This is a genomic window from Streptococcus suis, assembly GCF_046032115.1.
Taxonomy (GTDB): domain Bacteria; phylum Bacillota; class Bacilli; order Lactobacillales; family Streptococcaceae; genus Streptococcus; species Streptococcus suis_AJ.
The window spans coordinates 1-23,985 of sequence record NZ_JARQOZ010000017.1 but is presented as its reverse complement, the minus strand read 5'-3'; the positions used below and the strand labels follow the sequence as shown (position 1 = coordinate 23,985).

At 43.4% G+C, this 23,985-nt stretch carries 20 protein-coding genes; 2 read left to right on the top strand and 18 right to left on the bottom strand.

The window, feature by feature from the left end; all coding sequences use genetic code 11:
* Positions 1-357 precede the first annotated feature (357 nt).
* The 7 genes from sstT to cdaA form a co-directional block, all read right to left on the bottom strand.
* Positions 358-1,563 carry a serine/threonine transporter SstT gene (sstT, locus tag P7J36_RS06590; protein WP_408551564.1) on the bottom strand — a complete coding sequence of 402 codons (1,206 nt, stop codon included), beginning with the start codon at positions 1,561-1,563 and terminating at the stop codon, positions 358-360.
* Between the two features lie 368 nt (positions 1,564-1,931).
* The gene (locus tag P7J36_RS06585) at positions 1,932-2,711 is read right to left on the bottom strand and encodes a trypsin-like serine peptidase (protein ID WP_408551565.1); all 780 of its coding nucleotides are present in this window, start codon (positions 2,709-2,711) and stop codon (positions 1,932-1,934) included.
* Between the two features lie 174 nt (positions 2,712-2,885).
* Positions 2,886-3,662, bottom strand: a complete 777-nt coding sequence (locus P7J36_RS06580; RefSeq protein ID WP_408551566.1) for a class I SAM-dependent methyltransferase — start codon at positions 3,660-3,662, stop codon at positions 2,886-2,888.
* Positions 3,663-3,793: 131 nt separating this feature from the next.
* Positions 3,794-5,338, bottom strand: coding sequence for an ABC-F family ATP-binding cassette domain-containing protein (locus tag P7J36_RS06575; protein WP_408551567.1), 1,545 nt, complete (start codon positions 5,336-5,338; stop codon positions 3,794-3,796).
* A gap of 144 nt (positions 5,339-5,482) precedes the next feature.
* Positions 5,483-6,832 (bottom strand): phosphoglucosamine mutase, encoded by a 1,350-nt coding sequence (gene glmM, locus P7J36_RS06570; RefSeq protein ID WP_408551568.1) that lies wholly within the window; start codon positions 6,830-6,832, stop codon positions 5,483-5,485.
* A 12-nt stretch (positions 6,833-6,844) separates the two neighbouring features.
* Positions 6,845-7,549: a CdaR family protein gene (locus P7J36_RS06565; RefSeq protein ID WP_024399761.1), complete on the bottom strand. Its 705-nt coding sequence runs from the start codon at positions 7,547-7,549 to the stop codon at positions 6,845-6,847.
* The gene (gene cdaA, locus P7J36_RS06560) at positions 7,539-8,393 is read right to left on the bottom strand and encodes a diadenylate cyclase CdaA (RefSeq protein ID WP_408551569.1); all 855 of its coding nucleotides are present in this window, start codon (positions 8,391-8,393) and stop codon (positions 7,539-7,541) included. The genes P7J36_RS06565 and cdaA overlap by 11 nt, the downstream gene beginning before the upstream one ends.
* A gap of 181 nt (positions 8,394-8,574) precedes the next feature.
* Between cdaA and murT the strand changes: the two genes are divergently transcribed.
* Positions 8,575-9,918 (top strand): lipid II isoglutaminyl synthase subunit MurT, encoded by a 1,344-nt coding sequence (gene murT, locus P7J36_RS06555; RefSeq protein WP_172061718.1) that lies wholly within the window; start codon positions 8,575-8,577, stop codon positions 9,916-9,918.
* A complete protein-coding gene (gene gatD, locus P7J36_RS06550) occupies positions 9,918-10,706 on the top strand; it encodes a lipid II isoglutaminyl synthase subunit GatD (RefSeq protein WP_408551570.1) in 789 nt (262 codons plus the stop codon). The genes murT and gatD overlap by 1 nt, the downstream gene beginning before the upstream one ends.
* 139 nt (positions 10,707-10,845) lie before the next feature.
* Here the strand turns inward: gatD and P7J36_RS06545 are convergent, their stop codons facing one another.
* The 11 genes from P7J36_RS06545 to P7J36_RS06495 all read right to left on the bottom strand — a co-directional run.
* Positions 10,846-11,673: a putative RNA methyltransferase gene (locus P7J36_RS06545; RefSeq protein WP_408562438.1), complete on the bottom strand. Its 828-nt coding sequence runs from the start codon at positions 11,671-11,673 to the stop codon at positions 10,846-10,848.
* Position 11,674: 1 nt separating this feature from the next.
* Entirely contained in the window at positions 11,675-12,151 is a 477-nt protein-coding gene (locus P7J36_RS06540; protein WP_408551572.1) for a helix-turn-helix domain-containing protein, read from the bottom strand.
* A gap of 198 nt (positions 12,152-12,349) precedes the next feature.
* The gene (locus P7J36_RS06535) at positions 12,350-14,248 is read right to left on the bottom strand and encodes an ABC-F family ATP-binding cassette domain-containing protein (protein WP_408551573.1); all 1,899 of its coding nucleotides are present in this window, start codon (positions 14,246-14,248) and stop codon (positions 12,350-12,352) included.
* Positions 14,249-14,349: 101 nt separating this feature from the next.
* Positions 14,350-14,715 carry a hypothetical protein gene (locus tag P7J36_RS06530; RefSeq protein WP_408551574.1) on the bottom strand — a complete coding sequence of 122 codons (366 nt, stop codon included), beginning with the start codon at positions 14,713-14,715 and terminating at the stop codon, positions 14,350-14,352.
* 9 nt (positions 14,716-14,724) lie between these two features.
* Positions 14,725-15,420: a M57 family metalloprotease gene (locus P7J36_RS06525; RefSeq protein WP_408551575.1), complete on the bottom strand. Its 696-nt coding sequence runs from the start codon at positions 15,418-15,420 to the stop codon at positions 14,725-14,727.
* Between the two features lie 65 nt (positions 15,421-15,485).
* Positions 15,486-16,262 (bottom strand): alpha/beta hydrolase, encoded by a 777-nt coding sequence (locus tag P7J36_RS06520; protein ID WP_408551576.1) that lies wholly within the window; start codon positions 16,260-16,262, stop codon positions 15,486-15,488.
* A 59-nt stretch (positions 16,263-16,321) separates the two neighbouring features.
* Positions 16,322-17,983, bottom strand: a complete 1,662-nt coding sequence (locus P7J36_RS06515) for a ribonuclease J (protein WP_408551577.1) — start codon at positions 17,981-17,983, stop codon at positions 16,322-16,324.
* A gap of 339 nt (positions 17,984-18,322) precedes the next feature.
* The gene (locus P7J36_RS06510) at positions 18,323-19,081 is read right to left on the bottom strand and encodes an ABC transporter ATP-binding protein (RefSeq protein WP_398582451.1); all 759 of its coding nucleotides are present in this window, start codon (positions 19,079-19,081) and stop codon (positions 18,323-18,325) included.
* Positions 19,078-19,944: an ABC transporter permease gene (locus P7J36_RS06505; RefSeq protein ID WP_408551578.1), complete on the bottom strand. Its 867-nt coding sequence runs from the start codon at positions 19,942-19,944 to the stop codon at positions 19,078-19,080. The genes P7J36_RS06510 and P7J36_RS06505 overlap by 4 nt, the downstream gene beginning before the upstream one ends.
* A 14-nt stretch (positions 19,945-19,958) precedes the next feature.
* Entirely contained in the window at positions 19,959-20,957 is a 999-nt protein-coding gene (trpX, locus tag P7J36_RS06500; protein WP_408551580.1) for a tryptophan ABC transporter substrate-binding protein, read from the bottom strand.
* A 736-nt stretch (positions 20,958-21,693) separates the two neighbouring features.
* Positions 21,694-23,985, bottom strand: a 2,292-nt coding sequence (locus tag P7J36_RS06495; protein ID WP_408551579.1) for a MucBP domain-containing protein, incomplete at its 5' end; no start/stop codon positions are given.

Genomic DNA, 23,985 nt, shown 5'->3' with positions numbered 1-23,985 from the left:
TCCCCGAACAGTTGTTGACACAAACTCTGTTTGTTTCATTTCCAACCTTCAACAGTCACTACTATGACTGTTTTGACACAAACTTCGTTTGTCTCATCTCCGACCTTCAAAGGTTCCCCGAACAGTTGTTGACACAAACTCTGTTTGTTTCATTTCCAACCTTCAACAGTCACTACTATGACTGTTTTGACTCAAACTTCGTTTGTTTCATTTCCAACCTTCAAAGGTTCCCCGAACCTTTGAAGCTAGTAATAAAAGTAAACCAAAAGACTAGATTAAAGTAAGTCTATTTTATCACAAAATGAAAGAGATTTCAGAAGTAAAGCGAAGAAAAAAAGTTGGTCTCCCAACTTCTTTCTATTTTTTCCAAGCAGATCGTTCTGCTACAACTGTAAACAAAACATCGGTTGATGAGTTGAGGGCTGTTTCACAAGAGTCCTGAATCACTCCGACCACAAATCCGACTCCAACTACTTGCATGGCTAACTCATTTGGAATGCCAAAAAGACTACATGCTACTGGGATGAGGAGAAGCGAGCCACCTGCTACCCCAGATGCTCCTGCTGCTGATAGTGATGCAACAACGGATAAAAGAAGAGCTGAGCTGAAATCAACACTGATGCCAAGTGTATGAACAGCTGCCATTGTTAAAATATTAATCGTAATAGCCGCGCCAGCCATATTAATTGTGGCACCGAGCGGAATGGATACTGAGTATGTATCTGGATCCACTCCTAAACGTTTGCAGAGCTGCATATTGACAGGGATATTAGCTGCTGAACTTCTTGTAAAAAATGCCGTAACCCCACTAACCCGAAGACATTCAAACACCAGCGGGTAAGGATTTTTCTTCATTACAAGAAAAGCAATCAAGGGATTGACAACAAGCGCGACAAAAACCATGCTTCCAACCAAGAGTAAGAGCAGTAAACCATAGTCTTTTAAAGCTGTCAGACCATTATTTGCAATGGTATAGAAAACCAAGCCCATGATACCAAATGGTGCCAGACCAATAATCCAGCCTACAACTTTAGAAGTCACTTCCGCAGCAGATTGTAATAAATCTTTTGTTGTCTTGCTTGCATGACGAAAGGCCAAGCCAAACACTGCCGCCCATGTCAAAACACCAATATAATTAGCCGTTGCAAGTGCATTGATTGGATTGTCAACGACCTTCAACAAGAGGTCTTGGAATACTTCAGCAATCCCTTGTGGAGGAGTAATGTCCGTAGTCGTTGTAGTAGAGAGAACCAGTTTAATAGGGAATAAATAGCTTGCTCCTACAGCAATGAAGGCCGCAGCAAAAGTGCCAAATAGATACAAGCAGATAACTGTCCTCATATTCGATTTTTGACCAGCAGGAGCTTGTGATAGAGCATGCGCAACTAGTGTCAGAACCAAAAGAGGAGCTATAGCTTTCAATGCTCCTACAAATAGACTACCAAAGAGAGCAATGACTGTTATTTTTGGAGCAATTAAGCCTAGTAACACTCCCAAAACAACACCAATTCCAATTTTTCGGATTAAATTCATTTTTTTCCATACAGATATTATTTTATTCACTCATTTACCTCCAAACAAACATTTTTCAATCATAGCAGAAAAATCCAGTCAGGTCAATAGCCTTCGCTTCTAAAATCTATTTTCTGCATGATGCAATCTATGTGTGGCGCCCATATTTTTACGAATAAATATACATCTGTAATCAAAACAAAATACTTTATAAGCTTTATCTACTTACTGCCCAGACCTCAACGATTTACGCAATCATTTTTTTACCTAAACAGATGACTCCACTACTTACTTTTATTTCAAATGATAGCTAGGTAACATTGACCTATCATTTTTTTATGTGCGAAAAATGTGTTAGGATTGCAATTAAAAGCCCTGCCTTATCAGTAAAGCAGGACTTTGATGACTCAAGAATATCACTAGTAAATATCAATATTTTTGATACCATTCTTATCAAATAATTGTGTTTTCATCTCCATAGTCAACGGAGTAATAACGATTTTTGAATTAGAATCAATATTGGATACGACACCGATAATGCGACCGTCTACAACAACAGGCGAGCCGGATTGCCCCTTAACACCTGTGATATTGGTTTGAAGCAAACCGTCATAACGGACTTCCGTAATGGTTCCATATTCGTATTCCCAACGTCCGTAGAGATTAATGCTGTTGCTGACCATTAGAAATTGGCGGCCAACTAGGTCATAGGTGTTACGGTAAATTCCTAGCCGAGCATTTGCCGTATTGGCTGTCTGTGTTTTTCTGCTAGGGGTGGTGATTTTCACAAGGGCTACATCACGACTAGCATCCCATGTTCCACCATATCCTGGCATCGGAATGAAGGGATTGAAGGTATTGGTTCTCTTAATTTCTGACAGTTCATAATATGGTGAAGCATCACCCCAAACAGCATTTCCAGACCAAGTTTGGCTAGTCACACGTCCAGTCCCATCATCAGCCACTACATGAGCTACGGTTAATAAAGTATTCGGAGCTATCAGAATGGCTGAACCTTTTTTGGTTTGACCGGAACCAACATTTACTTCCAAATAATGAGATAAATTATATGGATAACTATTGCGTAGAGCTGGATCTGAAACGTGAGTCGTCTGTGCTTCAACCTCTACTATTGTAGGAGGAGCCACCGATAGACCGACACTAAGAAGGGCTACGCCAAGCAGTAATTTCGTTTTCATTTGAAAACCTCCTGTTTTTTCTTTCATTACATCAATCCTAATTACAAAATGCAAGCGTTTCCAAGTTTTTTATTCAACGATTTAGGCTCATCTCATCCATTGACAATAGCTCAAAAATAGGACTAGTACTTATCTAACTAGCCCTGTTAAAATACTTTCTGTCAGAAGTATTGCCTACCACTTTATCGATAAATTCGCTATATAATCTGAGGCAAATTGAGTCAAGCGATTGCGACTGTCTTTGGATTCATAAAAATCAATCATGGCAAAACCAGCTCGTAATTGCCCAGCAATCTGTTCTTCTAAGGTGTGACTAAATTCATAGCCATATTCTGGGTCAATCGCGATTTGTCCTGCTTCTTCTAATTGTCGTGCATTGAAAGGCAGGCTGTACTTTGGAATCAAGGTCTTGTCTGGATGCTCCCAAACATCATCAGCATCAAAGATATAAATCCAAGGGTTCATGTAACCGACCATGAGCAGTCCACCTTTTTTCAAAACCCGATAAGACTCCTGCCACATATTTTCTAGGTCTTCGATATAGACATTTGAAACAGGGCAAAAAATGATGTCAAAACTCTCGTCTTCAAAAGGAAAAGGCTGTGTCATATCTGCCTGTACCGTCTGCAAGTTCAGATTTTCCCGCTCCGCAACCAAGCGATCCTTGTCCAACTGTTCCTTGGAAAAATCCATAATGGTCGTTTGGTAACCGTGAGCCGCAAACATCGGTCCCTGTTGACCACCACCACAGGCCAGCCCCAACAATTTCTTGCCTTGGGCCTTTTCAAACCAGTCAAGCGGCACCGTCTTTCCAACCGTCAGGGAAACAGATAAGGGCTTGTCTTTGACAAGAAGAAATTCCTCATGACTGAGCGGAACCGTATAGGCATTTCCCTGTTTAGCTGAAACTCGATTCCAACGGTCTTGATTGTAGTGTACATAATCTGTCATTCTTATCTCCTCTGGAGAGGCCTAGCAAATCTGACCTCGTTCTATTCTTTTCATATTTTTACCTCCTTTACTATGCTCATTCTATTATAGTATAAGCACAAAGAAAAAGCTACCTTTCGATAGCTAGTTCCTTAAGTCAAGTCGTTAAAGTCCCATACATCGTCCACCCAGCCTTCATAGAAATCAGGCTCGTGGCAGACCATGAGAATTGAGCCCTTATAGGCTTGAAGGGCACGTTTGAGTTCGTCCTTGGCATCCACATCCAAGTGGTTGGTCGGCTCGTCAAGGACCAGCACATTGTTTTCACGGTTCATGAGTAGGCAGAAGCGAACTTTAGCCTGTTCACCACCGGAAAGGACTTGGATCTGGCTTTCGATATGCTTGGAAGTCAGACCGCAACGAGCCAAGGCGGCACGCACTTCCGCTTGGTTCAGAGCAGGAAAGGCATCCCAAACAGCTTCCAGAGGGGTCTGACGATTGCCACCAGCTACTTCTTGCTCGAAATAGCCTAGTTCCAAATACTCCCCACGCTCCACAGAACCGCCCAGCGGTGGAATAATCCCCAGCAAACTTCTAAGAAGAGTAGATTTACCGATACCGTTGGCACCGACAATGGCAATCTTCTGGTTGCGTTCAAAGGTCAGATTGAGCGGTTTACGTGTCAATACACGGTCATAACCAATTTCCAAATCAGTTGTTTGGAAGATAAAGCGACTTGGAGTTCGAGCCATTTTGAAATCAAAGGACGGCTTTGGTTTCTCTGCTTGAAGCTCGATAATCTCCATTTTATCCAGCTTCTTCTGACGAGACATGGCCATGTTTCGAGTCGCAACACGGGCCTTGTTACGGTTAACGAAGTCCTGCAAGTCTGCGATTTCTTTCTGCTGGCGTTCGTAGGCAGCCTCTAACTGAGCCCGCTTCATGGCATGGACTTCTTGGAATTGATAGTAATCGCCCGTGTAACGAGTCAAGAGCTGATTTTCCACATGGTAGACAATGTTAATCACATCATTCAAGAAAGGAATATCGTGCGAAATCAAGACAAAGGCATTTTCATAGTTCTGCAAGTAGCGTTTGAGCCAGTCAATATGCTCTGCATCCAAGTAGTTGGTCGGCTCATCCAAAAGCAAGATGTCAGGTTTTTCCAAGAGCAATTTTGCCAAAAGAACCTTAGTCCGTTGACCACCTGATAACTCTGTCACATCCTTGTCCATGCCATAGTCCATGACACCAAGCGCACGCGCTACTTCGTCAATCTTGGCATCAAGCGTATAGAAATCACGGCTTTCCAGACGGTCTTGCAGCTCACCAACCTCTTCCATGAGAGCATCCATATCGGCACCCTCTTCTGCCATAGACATGTAAATATCATTGATACGAGCTTCTGTCTTGAAAAGTTCATCAAATGCTGTCCGCAAGACATCACGGACTGATTGACCTTTTTCTAGTTTAGCATGCTGGTCTAAATAACCTGCTGTTACATAACGTGACCATTCAACCTTACCTTCATCTGGCTGCAACTGACCTGTCACGATAGACATGAAGGTCGATTTCCCTTCACCATTGGCACCGACAAGACCGATGTGCTCCCCTTTCAAGAGACGGAAGGAGACATTCTCAAAAATCGCACGGTCACCAAAACCATGACTCAAATTCTTTACTTCTAAAATACTCATAATTTCCTCACAACATCAAAGAACTGGAGTAACGAACCCCAGTTTTTACATTTATTTTCGCAGTCTTGAGTGGAACTACTAGCCACCTAATCAATCTGGTGGTTCAAGACAATGAAATCATCTTAACCAATGATTGATTTCTGCTTAAATTCCGATTTCTGCACGAACCACATCTGCAATGGTGTCCACGTAGTAATCGACTTCAGCATCCGTTGGCGCTTCTGCCATGACACGCAAGAGGGGCTCAGTACCACTTGGGCGAACCAAGATACGACCGTTGCCAGCCATTTCTGCTTCCATTTTTTCAATGATAGCTACAATAGCAGGTACTTCCATAGCCTTGTCTTTCATGCTGTTTTCCACACGGATATTGACCAATTTTTGTGGGTAAATGGTCACTTCTGCTGCCAATTCTGACAACTTCTTACCAGTTTCTTTCATGATTTTGGTCAATTGCACAGCGGTCAACTGACCATCGCCTGTGGTGTTATAATCCATCAGAATCACATGTCCTGATTGCTCACCACCGACATTGTAGCCTTCCTTGCGCATTTCTTCAACCACATAACGGTCACCAACTGCGGTCACAGCTTTTTCAATACCTTCACGATCCAAAGCCTTATGGAAACCAAGATTGGACATGACAGTTGTCACAATGGTATTTTTAGCAAGCAAGCCCTTGTCTGCCAAGTACTTGCCAACGATGTACATGATACGGTCGCCATCGACCAAGTCACCATTTTCATCGACAGCAATCAAGCGGTCACTGTCACCATCAAAGGCAAGTCCAATTTGACTACCTGTTTCCTTGACCAGTTCTTGCAATTTTTCAGGATGAGTTGAACCAACCCCCTCATTGATATTCAAGCCATCTGGCTTTTCAGCCATTACTGTCAAATCTGCTCCCAAATCTACAAAAATCTGACGGGCAGAAGTTGAGGCTGCACCATTAGCTGTATCAAGTGCAACTTTCATACCGTCCAAATCTGTACCAGTTGACACCAAGAATTGCTGGTATTTACGTAGACCTTCTGGATATTCTACCACATCTCCTAAACCTTGAGCAGATGGGCGTGGCAATGTGTCTTCCTCAGCGTCAAGAAGAGCCTCAATTTCCGCTTCCAATACATCATCCAATTTGAAACCATCACCAGCAAAGAATTTGATACCGTTATCTTGCGCTGGGTTATGACTTGCAGAAATCATGACACCTGCACTTGCTTTTTCAGTTTTGACTAGGTGAGCAACACCCGGTGTCGCCAAAACTCCCAATTTATACACATGAATCCCTACTGATAGAAGTCCTGCAATCAAGGCAGCCTCTAACATTTGACCTGAGATACGTGTGTCACGCGCCACAAAGACACGAGGAACATCCGTCTCATGCTGGCTAAGGACATAACCACCAAAACGACCCAATTTGAATGCTAATTCTGGCGTTAATTCTACGTTTGCTTCTCCACGGACACCATCTGTCCCAAAATATTTACCCATTTTCATAACCTCTTATTTTGTTTTTGTAAGTATAATTTGCATATTTGCTTCCGTCTGAGACAGTACAACTGGCAAGACATTGCCATCGCTGTCTACAGCCTGTAATTTAGCTGTGCCACTATAATTCTCAGACAGATTGCTCACATCCATCGCAACAGCTTCGACCCGATCAATCTTAGCCATTGTTTCTTCATCCGTTGTCACTTTAACGGTATCTACGTTGACTGAAACCTTAGACAGACTGTAACCTTCTGCCAATTGATTACTATAGACTCGACCTGCTACTGGGAATGCCTTGCTAACTTTTTTACCAATCTTGACGGTAATCGCATCTGGTGCTAGTGTCGCACTCACTCCTGCCGGCAAATTGGTCAATTGTAGCTTGACAGTTTGTGTCCCATCACTCAACTCTCTCAAATCCGCAGTCACTTGAAAAGTCCGAGTTGACTCATCTGATTCTCTCTGTAGGAGAACACGATTAGAGCCCCTTAATTCAACTGCCACCGTCGAAGAAAATCCAGAAATAAAATACTTGTTTGTATCATATTCAATTTCAATCGGTACATTGTTCAGTGTGTGAACATAGGTTTCTGACTCTGTGTTCTGTGCAGCTGATTCTGAATTTTTATAGTTGGTGGTTGTTGCATAGAAAAAGAGCAACAATGCTAGAAAAATAGATAGGGCTAAGTGACCTACAGCTTTAAACTTATCGTTCATGTTTGCCACCTCCTAATCGCTTCCAGATGGACTTTTTCTCTACATTTTCAGAAATAAAAGTCGCTCGCAACTCTGCTTCAAACTCATCCAAAGTCAAGTCATGTTTGAATATCCCATTTCGTGCAATAGAGATACTGCCAGTTTCTTCAGAAACAATAAACACAAACGCATCAGATACCTCCGATAAGCCAATGGCTGCACGGTGTCGTGTTCCAAATTCCTTTGAAATTCCTGCGCTCTCTGACAGGGGCAAATAAGCACAAGCAACCGCTACTTTGTCTTCCTTGACAATTACGGCCCCATCGTGTAACGGTGTATTCGGGATGAAAATATTTATTAATAATTCCTGAGATATATCCGCATTGAGAGGAATCCCCGTTGCTCTATATTCTTGTAATGTTTGGGCTTGTTCTACTGCCACAAGTGCACCAATTTTACGCGGAGACATATAAGCAACAGATTTGAGAAAAGCAACAATCAGCTTTTCTTCTGCACTCACAGTATTTGCCCCAAAAATTTGAGTTGTCCTGCCGAGTTTTTCAAGCATGGCACGCAACTCTGGTGCAAAAATAACTACTGCTGCAATAACTCCATACGTGATTACTTGATTAATCAGCCAAGCAATCGTCTGCAGACCGAATAAACTAGCTATAATCTGGACAATAATAAAGAGAAATACCCCTCGGATCAGGGTCATAATCTTCGTACCAGCAATGGCCTTACTAAAATTATAAATTAAATAAACAACGATACTGATGTCGATCAAATGTAAAATTGCTGTCCATGGACTAGCAATCAAACTTGACCAATACCCAGCATCCAGCAACTGGTTTAGGTTTAACATAGCATTCTCATACTTTCTAACACATACATGGTAATGTACTCATTATACCATATTTTTTCCCCTTTTCTTTAGAAAATAGTGACCTTCCTGTTAAAAATATTACAGATTTACTGCAGGAATATATCACGTTCCAACATACTCCATTCTAGAAAATCAGTGACCTTTGTGATAAAATAGTCCCATGAAAATAAATACAGCTTTGGGTATTCTAGCAGGAAAAAGTTCCCAGTTCATTTTGAAAAAACTAGGACGTGGTACTACCCTGCCTGGAAAAATTGCCCTCAAATTCGATAAACATATTTTAGATAGTTTGGCTAAGGATTATGAAGTCGTTGTTGTGACAGGTACTAACGGTAAGACCCTGACCACCGCCCTGACAGTTGGCATCCTCCAAGAAGCCTTTGGCGAAATTACGACCAATACCAGTGGCGCCAATATGATTACAGGGATTACAGCCACCTTTTTATCTGCCAAGAAAAACAAAAACGGCAAGAAGATTGCCGTCTTGGAGATTGACGAGGCCAGCCTGGCCCGTGTGACCGACTTTATCAAGCCTAGCCTGATTGTCTTCACCAATATCTTCCGCGACCAGATGGATCGTTACGGCGAGATTTATACCACCTACCAGATGATTTTGGACGGGGCTGCCAAGGCACCTCAGGCAACTATTTTGGCCAACGGTGACAGCCCGCTTTTCAACTCGACGAACGTTATCAATCCAGTAAAATACTACGGTTTTGCGACGGAAGAGCATGAGCCTCGTCTGGCCCATTACAATACCGAGGGTGTCCTCTGCCCGCATTGCCACCAGATTATCCAGTACAAGCTCAATACCTACGCTAACTTGGGTAGCTATATCTGTAACAACTGTGGCTTTAGCCGACCTGAGCTGGACTACAAGTTAACAGAGTTGAAGGAAATTACTAATACTTCTTCTACCTTTGCCATTGACGGTCAGGATTACAAAATCAACATCGGTGGGCTTTACAATATCTACAATGCCCTAGCAGCTGTCAGCGTGGCAGAATTTTTCGGCGTATCTCCTGAGAAAATCAAGGCAGGATTTGACAAGTCCAAGGCAGTATTTGGTCGCCAAGAAACCTTTAAATTGGGCGATAAAGATTGTACTCTGGTCTTGATTAAAAATCCTGTCGGTGCAACCCAGGCTATTGAAATGATGAAACTGGCTCCTTACGATTTTAGCCTGTCTGTCCTTCTCAATGCCAACTACGCTGATGGAATTGATACCAGCTGGATTTGGGACGCCGACTTTGAACAAATCACTCAAATGGACATTCCACAAGTCTTTGCAGGCGGTGTTCGCTCGTCTGAAATTGCCCGTCGCCTCCGTGTGACTGGCTATCCAGAGGACCAGATTACTGAAACGCCAAAACTAGAAGACATCATGACCTTGATTGAGCAATCTAGCAGTCAGCATGCCTATATCCTCGCAACCTATACGGCGATGCTGGAATTCCGTGACTTGCTGGCTCAACGCCAAGCCGTTGGAAAGGAGATGAAATAATGGTCTATACGTCATTAAAAAGTCCTGAAAAAGACTACACTTATGATCTCCACATCGCTCACCTCTACGGCGATTTGATGAACACCTACGGTGACAATGGCAATATCCTCATGCTCAAGTATGTGGCTGAAAAGCTGGGGGTTCGTGTTCAGGTGGACATCGTTTCATTGACAGATGAATTTGACAAGGATTTCTACGACATCGCCTTTTTCGGTGGTGGTCAGGACTATGAACAATCCGTTTTGGCTAAGGATTTACCGACTAAAAAAGACAGCCTGGCAGACTTCATCGAAAACGACGGTGTCATGCTGGCTATCTGTGGTGGCTTCCAATTGCTCGGTCAATACTACATCGAAGCTGGCGGCCGCAAGATTGATGGACTGGGTATCATGGACCACTACACCCTTAACCAGACCAACAACCGCTACATCGGTGACATCAAAATTCACAATGATGAATTCAACGAAACCTACTATGGTTTTGAAAACCACCAAGGCCGTACCTTCCTAGCTGACAACCAAAAACCGCTGGGCAAGGTTGTCTATGGTAATGGCAACAATAAGGAAGACGGTGGCGAAGGCCTGCACTACAAAAACACCTTCGGCAGCTACTTCCACGGACCAATCCTGTCCCGCAATGCCAACCTGGCCTACCGCTTGGTCACTACTGCCCTCCGTAAAAAATACGGACAAGACATCCAACTTGCCAGCTACGCTGACATCCTCAGCAAAGAAGTCGCTGAAGAATACGGCGATGTAAAAAGTAAGGCAGAATTTGATACTCAATGAAAATCAGAATCAGACTAGGCGACGCAGGTGCAGATAGAACTGAAGTTCATCAAATCAAGTCAACAACGTCTGACTTTGATTTTCGAAGAGTATGAGAAATAAAGCAAAACCGCTTCTGAAATCAGAGGCGGTTTCATTTTTATATCGTTCCTACCAAAAGCACAGCCTCCACAGTAATCTCGGTCAACTGGCTCAAATCCAACTTAGACTGGTCCACTTGGAAAAAGAGGGGCGTCATGTCTGCCAAGACTTGAGCATGGGCGGCTGTAATCGGCAAGGTCCTGCTGACCAGCACTTGCTCCACCTGCCCTAGGTAAGATCTGAAATGGTCCACAATATCCTGGTTATCATAGGATTCCTTGCGAAGTTGGTCTTTGGCTAAATGGCGGAGCTCCTTAAGGTGATTGGGTCCAGGGACTAATTTTAGAATAGCCCCACCAGCTTTCAGCACTCTGGCAAACTCCTGATAATTAGCTGGGGAAAAGATATCCAAGATGCCGTCAACGGTCTTGTCTTGAATGGGCAACTTGGTCAAGTCACCGACAAACCATTTGACCGACTTAGTGCTGTCTGTTTTGGCTGCTAGAAGTATGGAATCCTTGGAAATATCAAAAGCAAGAATATCTAAGTCCATTTTCTCGGCTAATCTGCGAGAATAAAAGCCCTCCCCACAGCCGATGTCCAAGACCGACTGTAAGCCCAGCTCTGCTATTTTCCCCTCCAAAGCCTCATAGAGATGATCGTAATAGCCCGCCTCCAAAAAGGCCTGGCGGTTTTCAAAGCTAGACTTGTGGTAGTTGGCGGACTGCTTGACCTGGGGTGCCAGATTGACGTAGCCCTGCTTGGCGATGTCGAAGGTGTGGCGGTTGGGGCAGCGGAGGCTGTTGAGGTCAAGACCAAGAGCCTGCCCACAATGTGGACAGGCGAAAAATTGGTCGCTATTGCTAAAACGTGGATGTTTGGTCATGTTAGGTATTTTCTTTTCTAAAGCGGTGCAGGGCTAGTCCTGATAGGAGCGTGGCAATGGCTCCTGTAAAGACCAGCAAGTAGCCGACTGGGAGCAGGTAGAAATTTTCATGCAGGATGCCGTTGGCATCGACATATTCGACGGAATTGGCCTTGATGAGAAAGCAGACAAATCCTAAGACCATGAGAAAGCTTCCGATAATGGTAATGGTCAGGTGCATCTGGGTACGGCGGCCTTCGCGACCGTCCTTGACTAGTTTTTCTGTCATGTTGTTCATGTCAGTTCCTCCTAAGATAAGTTGATCTAGGGAGATTGAAAAGACAGAGGACATGAGAATCAAGAGTTCCAAGTCGGGTAGGTTTTTGTCATTTTCCCAGTTGGAAACGGCCTGCCTGGTCACATTGAGTTTGAGGGCAAACTGTTCTTGGGTCAAGCCTTCCTTCTTACGTAAGTCTTTGATTTCTTGTCCAAAGTTCATTTCGTTCTCCTTTCTAGGCCCTGTCTAGCAGGTCCTGACTTTATCTTAGCTTGTCGGTCGATGTTTGCCAAGAAAGGCTGGCTTGCTCAGGCATTTTTGACCGCAAGAGAATTTTGCAGCAGACTTTTTTCCCTCGCAAGACCTGCTTGCAGGCTTGATTTATCAAGGTTTTTTGGCTAGTGTCAACTTCTTGTCAACCTAGCCCATCTGTTCCGATAATGCTTCCCATTCTTCCATGAGGCTTTCTTGTTGGGCTGTCAGTTGGTCGATTTCTTTCTGGTAATCAGTCAACTGGCCGATGTCATTGGTTTCTAGCATGGCTTGATTGAGCTCGCTCAGGCGGATTTCGATGCTGTCGATTTCTGCCTCGATTTGCTCGATGCGGCGGGCCAGTTTGCGTTGTTCTTTTTGGTTTTCCTTTTGGGCTTGGTAGTCCATGGCTCCGGCTGATTGGCTAGTGCTTTCTTGCTGGTCAGGCTGGACTTCTGCTTCCAGCTCTACCTTTTTCTCCAGATAATAATCATAGTCGCCCAAGTAGAGCGTGGAGCCCATTTCCGAGATTTCAAGGACCTTGGTGGCGACGCGGTTGATGAAATAGCGGTCGTGGCTGACAAAGAGTAGGGTGCCATCAAAGTCGATGAGGGCATTTTCCAGGACCTCCTTGCTGTCGATGTCCAGGTGGTTGGTCGGCTCGTCAAGGATGAGGAAGTTGTTGTTTTCCATGGACAGCTTGGCGAGGAGCAGGCGGGCTTTTTCCCCACCAGACAGCATGGACACGGACTTTTTGACATCATCACCTGAGAAGAGAAAGGCTCCAAGGCGGTTGCGGATCTCCACTTCAGGCGTGGTCGGAAAGGCTGACCAGAGCTCCTCCAAAACGGTGTTCGATGGCGTCAGGGCTGACTGGGTCTGGTCGTAGTAGCCCACTTCCACATTGGCACCGAGCTTGGCTTCTCCTTTGATAAATGGCAGAGCTCCGATGATGGACTTGAGCAGGGTTGTTTTTCCGATTCCATTCGGACCGACTATGGCAATGGCATCAAGTTTCCGTTGGTCAATGGAAATAGGCTGAGAGAGAATGTCTCCATCGTAACCCACCGCAGCATTTTCCACTGTCAAGACAATATTGCCAGAAGTCTTGTCCGACTGGAAAGTCATGTTGGCAGACTTCTGACCAGTTGTTGGCTTGTCCAGTCGCTCCATCTTTTCCAACTGCTTGCGTCTAGCCTGAGCACGCTTGGTGGTCGAAGCACGGACAATATTTTTCTGGACAAAGTCTTCTAGTTTGGCAATTTCCTTCTGCTGCTTTTCATAGTTTTGCAATTCCGTTTGCAACTTCTGCTCTTTGAGCTCGACAAACTGAGAATAATTACCCACATAACGGTCCAAGGAATGCTTGGTCAAATCCAGTGTCAGTGTCGCCACCTTGTCCAAGAAATAGCGGTCATGGCTGACAATAATCAAGGCTCCTTTGTAATGCACGAGGTAGTTTTCCAGCCACGCAATGGTTTCAATGTCCAGGTGGTTGGTCGGCTCATCCAGCACCAATAGCTCTGGGCTTTCAAGAAGCATTTTTGCCAGTGCAAGACGAGTATTCTGACCGCCTGAGAGTTCGGAGATTTTCATGTCCCACATGGTTTGGTCAAACTTGAAACCGTTCAAAATAGCACGAATGTCCGCCTCGTAGTTAAAACCACCTGCCAGACGAAATTCTTCCGACAGACTATCGTAGGTCGTCATGAGCTGGTCAAGTTCATTACCAGACAAACTGCCCATTTGCTCTTCCATAGACCGCAAACGTTTCTCCGTCATCCGCAGGTCATCAAAGACATGGAGCATTTCATCGTAAATGGTATTTTCCGACTCAAAACGGCTGTCCTGTGCCAGATAAGAAAGGGACAAATCACGCTTGGTTGAAATGTCACCGCTAGTCGCAGCTTCTTCTCCGACAAGAATTTTGAGCAGGGTGGACTTGCCCGCCCCATTTTTTCCGACAAGGGCAATCCGATCTCGCTCGTCGACCTGAATGTTGATATTGTTAAATAAAACTTCGCCCGCAAAAGAGCGTTCAATCTTGTTTCCACTTAGAATAATCATAAAAATATTGTACCATAATTTAGGTTAACCGTGATGAATCCTTTTTCTGATTTCAACAAAAAAACAGTGACTTTACCGTCACTGTCCTTCTCAAAAAATATTTAGACCAAACCGTTGAGCAATTCCTTATTCTGCCAGAGCAGATAAAGACCACCACCGATAATAATCAGCATGATGACAAACTTGATCAAGCCCTTAACAAAGCGGATGACCATCATCAAAATCATCGATACAATCAGCCAGCCCCAAGCAGAAGAATTGAGTAAGGTCTGCATGCTCTCTAGGCTGGCACCTGTCCAGGCCTTAATTGGTTCGGGAATTTTATCAAACCAACTACTATCTATACCAATTTGTTCCATAATTGAACGACTGGTCGATTGCAACCAAGCAAAAATTCCTGCATTATAAATGAATAGCAAGGCTTGCTCTGGGTAACGTTTTGCTGCGTTCACAATTGTTCGTAACATGATTCTCCTCTATTCTGAGTACAAGGCCACCAGAGCATCAATATCAGCTTGCTGGATACCATGATTTGACCCTGCTGATTCCATGACAGATGTTTGACTATCGTCATGATCTAAACCAATGGCATGGCCCAATTCATGCTCCGCAGTATGGATGATTCGATCCATATCATAACCATATTCATCATTCAATAAATAATAACTATTCAATCGTACCGTCACAGAACTATAATAATTGGTCAATAAATTTGTTGTTGAATTGGCCTCACCTGCTGCCTGGGTATTCCCATCATTCATCTCTGTTGCAATAATATCGGCCTGACTTGGGTCAGTAGTAAGGACAAGGGTAAAGGCACCCGTCGCATTCCAATTTGCAATGGCTGTCTCATAGGCAGCCACAAAAGTCGGGTTCTGGGTTTCAATGTAAACAGTCGCAGTATTGCTTTCCCAACGGCCATGGTCTGCTGTATTGACTGTATCCGTCGTCAGGTGCTTAATAGTATCAACACCCTCTTCAATCGCCACTTCGGACTGACCTTTAACCATCAGTTGAACTTCCTGAGCCAAGGTTTGCAACATCTGTGGTACTGCTTCTTGTTGGAAATAAAACAATAGCCCCAAGCCGCAAGCAATGATGACCATGGAAAGCCAGACCAAACTCCAAAATGTCCGCCAAATAAACTTAAAGAAATTAGTAATAAAAGTCATACACTATACCTCTCTCTCGAAATAGATTTCAGTATAGTGTACTTTTCTGAAACTTTTCTTAAAATCTAAGATAATCTTTCTTCCAATTTGAATTCAATCGGCAGCCAAGCCAATACTTTTTCAATCTGTTGGTTCCAGTAATACCACTCATGTTTGCCAGGACCGAAACTCGCTTCGATATCAAATCCTAGCTCTTTCAGCTCTCCAACTGCCTTTTGATGACCTTCAAAAAGAAAATCTTCCTCACCACACCAGGCAAAGAACTTGGTCTTCTTGTCCGACAGTTGACAAATATTGGTCAGAAGATTTGGATTTTCTGGGTCATCAAAATCTCCAAACACACCTTTCCAATAGGCAGAACTACCTAATTCCAAGGCAGATGGACTGGAGAAATCAACTTGTAAAGCTCCTGAAAGCGAAGCTGCGTGTGAAAAACGATTGGTCATCATGGCAATCTTGAAGGTCCCATAACCACCCATAGACAAACCAGCGATAAAATTCTTCTCCCGCTTGTCAGACATATTTGGGAAAAATCGTTTGAGAATTTGAGGCAACTCTACTGCAATAGCATCATAATAATTCATGCCATAGGTGGTATTGGTATACCAGCCTTTATCTGTATTGACCATAACCACGATAAGATTGGTATAGCGAACCAACCGTTCCACTGTAGAACGATTCAGCCAGGAATCCTGATTTCCTCCCATACCGTGCAAAAGATATAGGACAGGAATGTCGTTGTCATCAGGATTTTCCACACGATTGCGATCTGGATACAAGACCGTAACCTGTCTAGACATATCCAACACTTCTGAATGGTATTCAATTTTCATTATTGCCATAAATGTTCTCCTTATGGTAAAGAGCCTGAGTTCCACTCGGCTCTTCACAAACTATTCACTTATTTTACTTCCATAATCACCGGCAAAATAGCTGGGCGACGTTTGGTCTGGTCGAAAAGGAATTTCGCTAGATCATCGCGAACAGCACTCTTGAGTTCTGTCCAATCAAAGCTATCCTTTGTAAAGTAGTTTTCTACCGTTGTATTCACTAATTCAGAAGCCTCACGCAAGATGTCCTTGCTCTTCTTAACATAGACAAACCCACGCGTATTGACCTTGGCCTTGGAAATGATTTTCTTCTCACGTCGGTTGACAGTAATGGCTACGATAAAGATACCATCTTCTGAGAGGATTTTACGGTCACGAAGAACAATATTTCCAACATCTCCCATGGCATTTCCGTCAATCATGACATCACCAGCAGGAACCGCTCCGCTATGGACAAAATCACCATCTTCATAAGCCATGACATCCCCACGTTTAACGATGATAATATTTTCTGGGAACATGCCTATTTCAAGCGCAGCCTTGGCATGGGCATCTAGCTGACGGTACTCTCCTTGAACTGGGAAGAGGTACTTAGGACGCAGGATATTGAGCATGAGCTGCAAATCACGCGCATTACCGTGACCAGATACACGCAGGTTTTTGGTAATAGATTTGACCGTTCCACCAGCCTTGTAAATCAAGTTTTCGACACGAGCCACCACTGCCTCTTTAGAAACGCTTGGTGTGGTAACGATGTAGACCAAATCACCGTCCTTGATTTCAACATAGCGGTGGCGACCAATAGCCATCTTGCGTAGACCATTCAAGGGCTCACCCATACGACCGGTTTCCAAGATAATCAATTCATGGTCTTCATACTTACCCATATCCTTTGGTTTAACCAATAGACGTTCGCTAACCAAACGAAGTTTTTTCAATTGGATAGCGGTACGGACAATATTTTCCACATCATGACCCGTCAAAACAACTCGGCGTCCTGTTGCCTCTGCTGCATCAAAAATCTGCTGGATGCGGACGATGTTACTCGCTACGGCAGCCACGATGACACGTCCTTCACAGTCAGCAATGGTATTGAGAATTTCTTCACCAGCCTCATGCATGCTAGCTACTTGGACATTGCTATCCGCATTAGCAGAGTCGGATAAGAGGGCCAAAACTCCTTCAGAGCCAATTTCTGCCAAACGACCAAAGTCCGTACGATAGAATTTATCTGCAGCCTGGTCAAATTTGAAATCACCTGTGTAGACGATATTTCCTTGGTCCGTCTTGACAACAATCCCCAAACTCTCTGGAATAGAGTGAGTCGTTTTAAAGAAGGAAACTACAGAATCCCCGAAGTCAATCTCCGTTTCCGCATTGATAATATGGAAATCATTAAATTTCTTGGTTGCATTATTGTTCTTGACAATCAATTTCGCCAATTCAATGGTCAGGTGTGATCCAAAAACAGGTACTTTTACTTTCTCTAAAAGATAGGGTAAGGCCCCAATCGAATCTGCATGTCCATGTGTCAAAAAGACCCCAGCCACACGGTGCTTGTTTTCTTCCAAATAATCAAAGTTGGGAACAACCACATCTACACCAAGCTGCTCATTTTCTGGATACTTCGCTCCCGCATCCAAGACAAAAATATGCTCATTTACTTCGGCAATATAGAGGTTTTTTCCATTTTCACGTACCCCACCGAGAGCCATGATTTTTATGCTACTCATTTTTTCTCCTTTTTGGGACATCCCACAGGTGTCCACCTTATTTTTTCTTACCAACGGTCCTTGGGATGCCCAAGTCGAATTACAGTCTGCTATGTCGGAGCTCTATTTGCAAAAGGCACACTTTGGTTCAAAATTTTATTCAGCCATCAAAGCAGCTTTTGAATAGAAATTCCTAAATAGCTATCGCTTCTATTATACATTTTTTCAAGAAAATTTACAAAAACTCTGCTAAAATTCAACAGAGCTCACATCATATTAAATTCTAGTTACAGTTTGGTATTAAGATATCGGTTCTTCCTAAAATTTAAGATATATTAAAAGCCTGGATTGCTCCAGACTTTAATCAAACAACTTATAATAATCTTCCAGTTTCATCTTGGATTTTTCCTCTGCCGTTTGGTCCTGAATAATCTGACCATTTTTCATGACAATCAAGCGATTGCCGTGACGGAGAGCATCTTCCATTTGATGAGTGACCATGAGAGCCGTCATTCCCTTGGTCGCAATCAATTCATCCGTTAACTGCATCAAGGATTGACTGGTTTTGGGGTCAAGGGCTGCGGTATGCTCATCCAAGAGTAAAAGTTCAGGCTGTTTCAAACTCGCCATCAACAAACTCAATGCTTGTCGTTGACCACCCGATAAAAGCCCTGCTGGCGTATCCAGATGTTTTTCCAGACCATTTCCCACTCTCGGCAAAAGCTGGGCCAATTCTTCTGTCTGCTGGGCCAATCTGCGTGGCACCAAGCCCCGTCCCTCGCCACGATACTTAGCTATAAGTAGGTTTTCTGCCACTGTCATCCTAGGAGCAGTTCCCATTTTAGGATCTTGGAACACACGGGCCAGATATTTTGCCCGCTTTTCTGCAGGCCAGTTAGTCACGTCCTCACCAAGAATATGGACTGAACCACTAGTCAAGGGTAGGGTTCCAGCAATGGCATTAAAGAGGGTTGACTTCCCAGCCCCATTTCCACCCAAAATGGTAATAAAATCACCTTGATAGATGGTCAAATTGACATTGTCCAAAATCACACGTTCTTCATCAAAACCGTTTGTCACCACCTTGGTGGCATTTTTTAATTCAACAATTGCTTTCATCGTGACAGGCTAGCTCCTTTCAAGACTTTATTTTTCAACTCAGGAACCATGAGGCAGACAGCCAAAATCATGGCTGAGAAGATGCGGAGATAGCTGGTATTGATACCGAGGGAAATAACCACCAAAATCAAAAATTGATAGAAGATAGCTCCCACTGCAATGGCCAAGAAACGTTCCAACATGGTCAGATTTCCATACAAGACCTCACCGATAATCAGACTAGCCATACCAACCACGATGACCCCAATACCACGTGACACATCCGCATAGCCTTCTTGTTGGGCAATCAAGGCACCCGCAAGAGCGATGATCCCATTGGAGAGGACTAAGCCTAATAATTCCATTCGACTAGTATTGATACCAAAACTGCGAGCCATATCTGGATTATCCCCCGTTGCAATAAATGCCTGCCCAAGTCGGGTATAAAGGAAGAACATCAAACTAGCAATGACAAGGGCAATACTGCCCAAGCCAAGCAATAGACCATTCACCTGCTCTGAAAACGGAAGCAAGTCCTGTAAACGACTAGTATTTAACAAACCTAAATTTGCCCGTCCCATGATAAAGAGAATAATGGAGTGACAGGAAGACATGACCAAAATACCTGCCAATAATGTAGGAATTTTTCCCTTGGTATAGAGTAAGCCTGTGACCAAACCTGCCAAGCTACCTGCAAAAACGGCTACTAGCGTTGCCAAGACAGGATGAACTCCCTGTGTCAGCAAGGTCACTGCAACTGCTCCTCCCAGTGGAAAAGAGCCCTCTGTCGTCATATCCGGGAAATTCAATATCCGAAAGGTGACAAATATTCCCATTCCTAATACAGCCCATAAGAGAGCCTGTGAAACTGTTGATACAATCATAACTTTCCTTTGTTTTATTCAATAACCTTACTTGCCTGATTAATTACATCATCTGACAAAGTAATACCTAATTCTTTTGCGACTTTCTGGTTGACTACAATAGTACCTTCATTGAAGATTTGGACTGGTGTATCCCCTGGATTTGCACCGTCTAAGATTTTCGCAGCCATTTTACCAGTTGCCACACCTAAGTCATATTGGCTAAGGGTAACAGATGCGATGCCGCCGCCCTCTACCATGTCTTCTACACTGGTGAAAATCGGAGTTTTGGTTTTATTGGCTACAGAAACGACTGTTGAAAAGGCTGATGCGACCGTATTGTCCACTGGTGTGAAGAGAACATCTGCCTTGCTGGTTGCTACTTCTACTGTAGAAGCCAATTCATTACTTGAAGCCACTGCATACTCCAGAACAGTGTAACCAGCCTCTTCCGCTGCAGCCTTAAATTCTGCTACTTGAATTTTTGAATTATCTTCGTTAGAAGAATAGAGGACACCGATTGTTTTTGCATCTGGTGTGATTTCTTTGATGAGAGAAACTGCATCTGCTACTGGTGTTTGGTCAGATACCCCTGTGATATTTCCACCAGGATTTTTCAAGTCAGATACCAAGTTTGCACCAACTGGGTCCGTTACAGCCCCCATGATGATTGGTAACTCTGTCGTCGCATTTGCCAATCCTTGTGCAGCAGGTGTTGCAATCCCAATCAAAAGCTCATTGCCATTGTCCACCAATTTTTTACTCATGGTCTGAACTTGGGACTGGTCAGCCTCAGCATTCATAAAATCAATCTCCAGATTATCCGTCGTTGAATAGCCGCCTTCTTCTAGTCCAGCCTTAATTCCCTTGTAAATCTCATCTAGTGAATCATGGGTCACAAACTGCAGAACACCAATTTTAACTTTTTCAGAGCTAGCAGACTGACTGCTCTGCTCTTTTTGCGTCAAAAACAGGGCAGCAACTACCATAACAGTAAGGGCAATAATTGTAGCAAGTAAGTTTTTATTTTTCAACATATTCATTCTCCTTTAAAAATACACACTATCCAATCTCTATATCATCAATATTTTATTCCACCATCGCCATCGTTTCATCTTGATTACCTCGTTTTGTTAATAATTGTCAAAGTAGATTGCTTTTAGATTAGGAACGGAGGCGCAGACATAACTCAAGTTAGGCAAGCCGAACGTGACGCAATATAAAAGCAATCTACGAAGACAATGAAAAAGCCCCCGCAGGAAAAACCAACCTGCGAGGGCGTCAATGACACGGTGCCACCTCACTTATGGGAATTGTCTAGAATCCTCCCATATCTCATCTCCTCTAACAAGGAGTTGCACTGTAAGGTGTGCCAACCGAACTATCATTGTTTTAAGTTCATTTGCGTGATTGATTTGGCTAGTTACTTCGTTAGCTCTCCTTGCTATACTGCCAGTATAAGCTGCGTTGAACTGCCTCGTACTCAGCCCAAAACAGTCTACGCAAAGTATATTACACCAAACAATCGTTGTGCATCTAAGTCTGGAAACAGACAATTCTGCACATCAGCCCATTTCATAAAACTCCGCCACCCATTCTCAGCACCATGGGCTCCCTGAAGACTTCTGCTTTACTACTTCTTCTGATTACAGACGATTATACGGCATCCATCAATCTTTGTCAATACTTTTGATTAAATTTTTACCAATTGACAAGAGAAATGATACACCCAATTTAGCTTGATATGTTGCAAATCTTACTAAATTACTACTATTTTTCTTTGCGACGACGTGACGCCACTGCAACTGTACCCAACAAAGCTAAACCTACCAATGCAAGTGCAGATGTGCTTTCACCTGTTTCTGGCAAGATTGCGCTTGTCTTAGGTGTTACTTTTGTTGTCTCAGTCACCGGTGTTGTTGGCTCCTCATTTTCTTGCTTATAAACGTAAGTTACATGAGTTTCACCTTCAACTACTTTACCTTTTGCATTATTTGGAATACGAGATTCTACAAGAATGTAACGTTTTCCATTGAATACAATCACTTTTGGACGATTGTCTGAAGTATCGTAGTCTCCGCCCACTGTACCGTTCTCAGTATCAACTACTGGTGTCTTGATAACATTACCATTTTCATCAACATAATGAACAATTACTTTACCTTGTTTTTCAACAACTGGTGGAACAACTGGTGTTTCGACTTTCTCTTTGTACTCGTAAGTGATAGTTTGCTCGCCTTCTTTTACAACGCCGTTTTCTGGGACATCACCTTCGTTAGTACGTGTACGAACAAGCTCGTAAGTCTTACCATCTTTTGTGATAGTAGCTGGTGGAGTGTCACCATATGGCTCATCAACTGGTGTATCGGTTGGTTTAACTGTCTTATCGTCTGCGATTTCAGTCTCTGTACCTTCGATAACGTAACGAGCTACAACTGAACCTGTCTTAACAACTGGTGTTTCAACTTTAGTATAGATGTAAACTACAGTCTTCTCACCCTCTTCAACTTCACCTGTTGGTGTTGCACCTGTTTCATCAACTTTAACAAATGTATAGCCTTCGAAGTTACCTACGCTTGTTTCATAGGTCGAACCTACCTCACCATCACGAACGACATCTGTTGTATCCGCAAGAACCTCACCTTTATCAGTGATGTGACGAACAAGGACGCTACCTGTTTTCTTCTCAACTGGGTCTGGTGTTTCAACTTTCTCTTTGTACTCATAAGTGATAGTTTGTTCACCTTCTACAACTGTACCATTGCTTGGGGCATCACCTTCGTTTGTACGAGTGCGTACAAGTGTATAAGTCTTACCACCAAACGAAATTGTAGTTGGAGGTGTGTCACCATATGGCTCATCGACTGGTGTATCGGTTGGTTTAACTGACCTATCGTCTGCGATTTCAGTCTCTGTACCTTCGATAACGTAACGAGCTACAACTGAACCTGTCTTAACAACTGGTGTTTCAACTTTAGTATAGATGTAAACTACAGTCTTCTCACCCTCTTCAACTTCACCTGTTGGTGTTGCACCTGTTTCATCAACTTTAACAAATGTGTAGCCTTCGAAATTACCAACTGTTGTTTCATAGATTGAACCTACTTCACCATCACGAACGACATCTGTTGTATCCGCAAGAACTTCGCCTTTATCAGTGATGTGACGAACAAGGACGCTACCTGTTTTCTTCTCAACTGGGTCTGGTGTATCAACAACTTCTTTATACTCATAAGTGATAGTTTGTTCACCTTCTACAACTGTACCGTTGCTTGGGGCATCACCTTCATTTGTACGAGTGCGTACAAGTGTATAAGTCTTACCACCAAATGAAATTGTAGTTGGAGGTGTGTCACCATATGGCTCATCGACTGGTGTATCGGTTGGTTTAACTGACTTATCGTCTGCGATTTCAGTCTCTGTACCTTCGATAACGTAACGAGCTACAACTGAACCTGTCTTAACAACTGGTGTTTCAACTTTAGTATAGATGTAAACTACAGTCTTCTCACCCTCTTCAACTTCACCTGTTGGTGTTGCACCTGTTTCATCAACTTTAACAAATGTGTAGCCTTCGAAGTTACCTACACTTGTTTCATAGGTCGAACCTACCTCACCATCACGAACGACATCTGTTGTATCCGCAAGAACCTCACCTTTATCAGTGATGTGACGAACAAGGACGCTACCTGTTTTCTTCTCAACTGGGTCTGGTGTTTCAACTTTAGTATAGATGTAAACTACAGTCTTCTCACCTTCTTCAACTTCACCTGTTGGTGTTGCACCTGTTTCATCAACTTTAACAAATGTATAGCCTTCGAAGTTACCTACGCTTGTTTCATAGGTCGAACCTACCTCACCATCACGAACGACATCTGTTGTATCCGCAAGAACCTCACCTTTATCAGTGATGTGACGAACAAGGACGCTACCTGTTTTCTTATCTTCGGTTGGAGTATTCACTTCTTCGTAAACATAGGTAATAGACTTAGTACCTTCCGCAACTTGACCTTTCACTTCGTCAGTTCCATAGTGGAAGCCTTCTTTGTTACTTGTCAAGTG

What these genes read in the sequence shown, in the direction of transcription:
- P7J36_RS06535 (WP_408551573.1), bottom strand. Translation starts at nt 14,248, where the DNA reads ATGATTATTCTAAGTGGAAACAAGATTGAACGCTCTTTTGCGGGCGAA.
- gatD (WP_408551570.1), top strand. Translation starts at nt 9,918, where the DNA reads ATGGTCTATACGTCATTAAAAAGTCCTGAAAAAGACTACACTTATGAT.
- murT (WP_172061718.1), top strand. Translation starts at nt 8,575, where the DNA reads ATGAAAATAAATACAGCTTTGGGTATTCTAGCAGGAAAAAGTTCCCAG.
- P7J36_RS06530 (WP_408551574.1), bottom strand. Translation starts at nt 14,715, where the DNA reads ATGTTACGAACAATTGTGAACGCAGCAAAACGTTACCCAGAGCAAGCC.
- P7J36_RS06520 (WP_408551576.1), bottom strand. Translation starts at nt 16,262, where the DNA reads ATGGCAATAATGAAAATTGAATACCATTCAGAAGTGTTGGATATGTCT.
- P7J36_RS06515 (WP_408551577.1), bottom strand. Translation starts at nt 17,983, where the DNA reads ATGAGTAGCATAAAAATCATGGCTCTCGGTGGGGTACGTGAAAATGGA.
- P7J36_RS06545 (WP_408562438.1), bottom strand. Translation starts at nt 11,673, where the DNA reads ATGACCAAACATCCACGTTTTAGCAATAGCGACCAATTTTTCGCCTGT.
- P7J36_RS06540 (WP_408551572.1), bottom strand. Translation starts at nt 12,151, where the DNA reads ATGAACTTTGGACAAGAAATCAAAGACTTACGTAAGAAGGAAGGCTTG.
- cdaA (WP_408551569.1), bottom strand. Translation starts at nt 8,393, where the DNA reads ATGTTAAACCTAAACCAGTTGCTGGATGCTGGGTATTGGTCAAGTTTG.
- P7J36_RS06580 (WP_408551566.1), bottom strand. Translation starts at nt 3,662, where the DNA reads ATGACAGATTATGTACACTACAATCAAGACCGTTGGAATCGAGTTTCA.
- glmM (WP_408551568.1), bottom strand. Translation starts at nt 6,832, where the DNA reads ATGGGTAAATATTTTGGGACAGATGGTGTCCGTGGAGAAGCAAACGTA.
- P7J36_RS06575 (WP_408551567.1), bottom strand. Translation starts at nt 5,338, where the DNA reads ATGAGTATTTTAGAAGTAAAGAATTTGAGTCATGGTTTTGGTGACCGT.
- P7J36_RS06585 (WP_408551565.1), bottom strand. Translation starts at nt 2,711, where the DNA reads ATGAAAACGAAATTACTGCTTGGCGTAGCCCTTCTTAGTGTCGGTCTA.
- P7J36_RS06510 (WP_398582451.1), bottom strand. Translation starts at nt 19,081, where the DNA reads ATGAAAGCAATTGTTGAATTAAAAAATGCCACCAAGGTGGTGACAAAC.
- P7J36_RS06525 (WP_408551575.1), bottom strand. Translation starts at nt 15,420, where the DNA reads ATGACTTTTATTACTAATTTCTTTAAGTTTATTTGGCGGACATTTTGG.
- P7J36_RS06565 (WP_024399761.1), bottom strand. Translation starts at nt 7,549, where the DNA reads ATGAACGATAAGTTTAAAGCTGTAGGTCACTTAGCCCTATCTATTTTT.
- P7J36_RS06505 (WP_408551578.1), bottom strand. Translation starts at nt 19,944, where the DNA reads ATGATTGTATCAACAGTTTCACAGGCTCTCTTATGGGCTGTATTAGGA.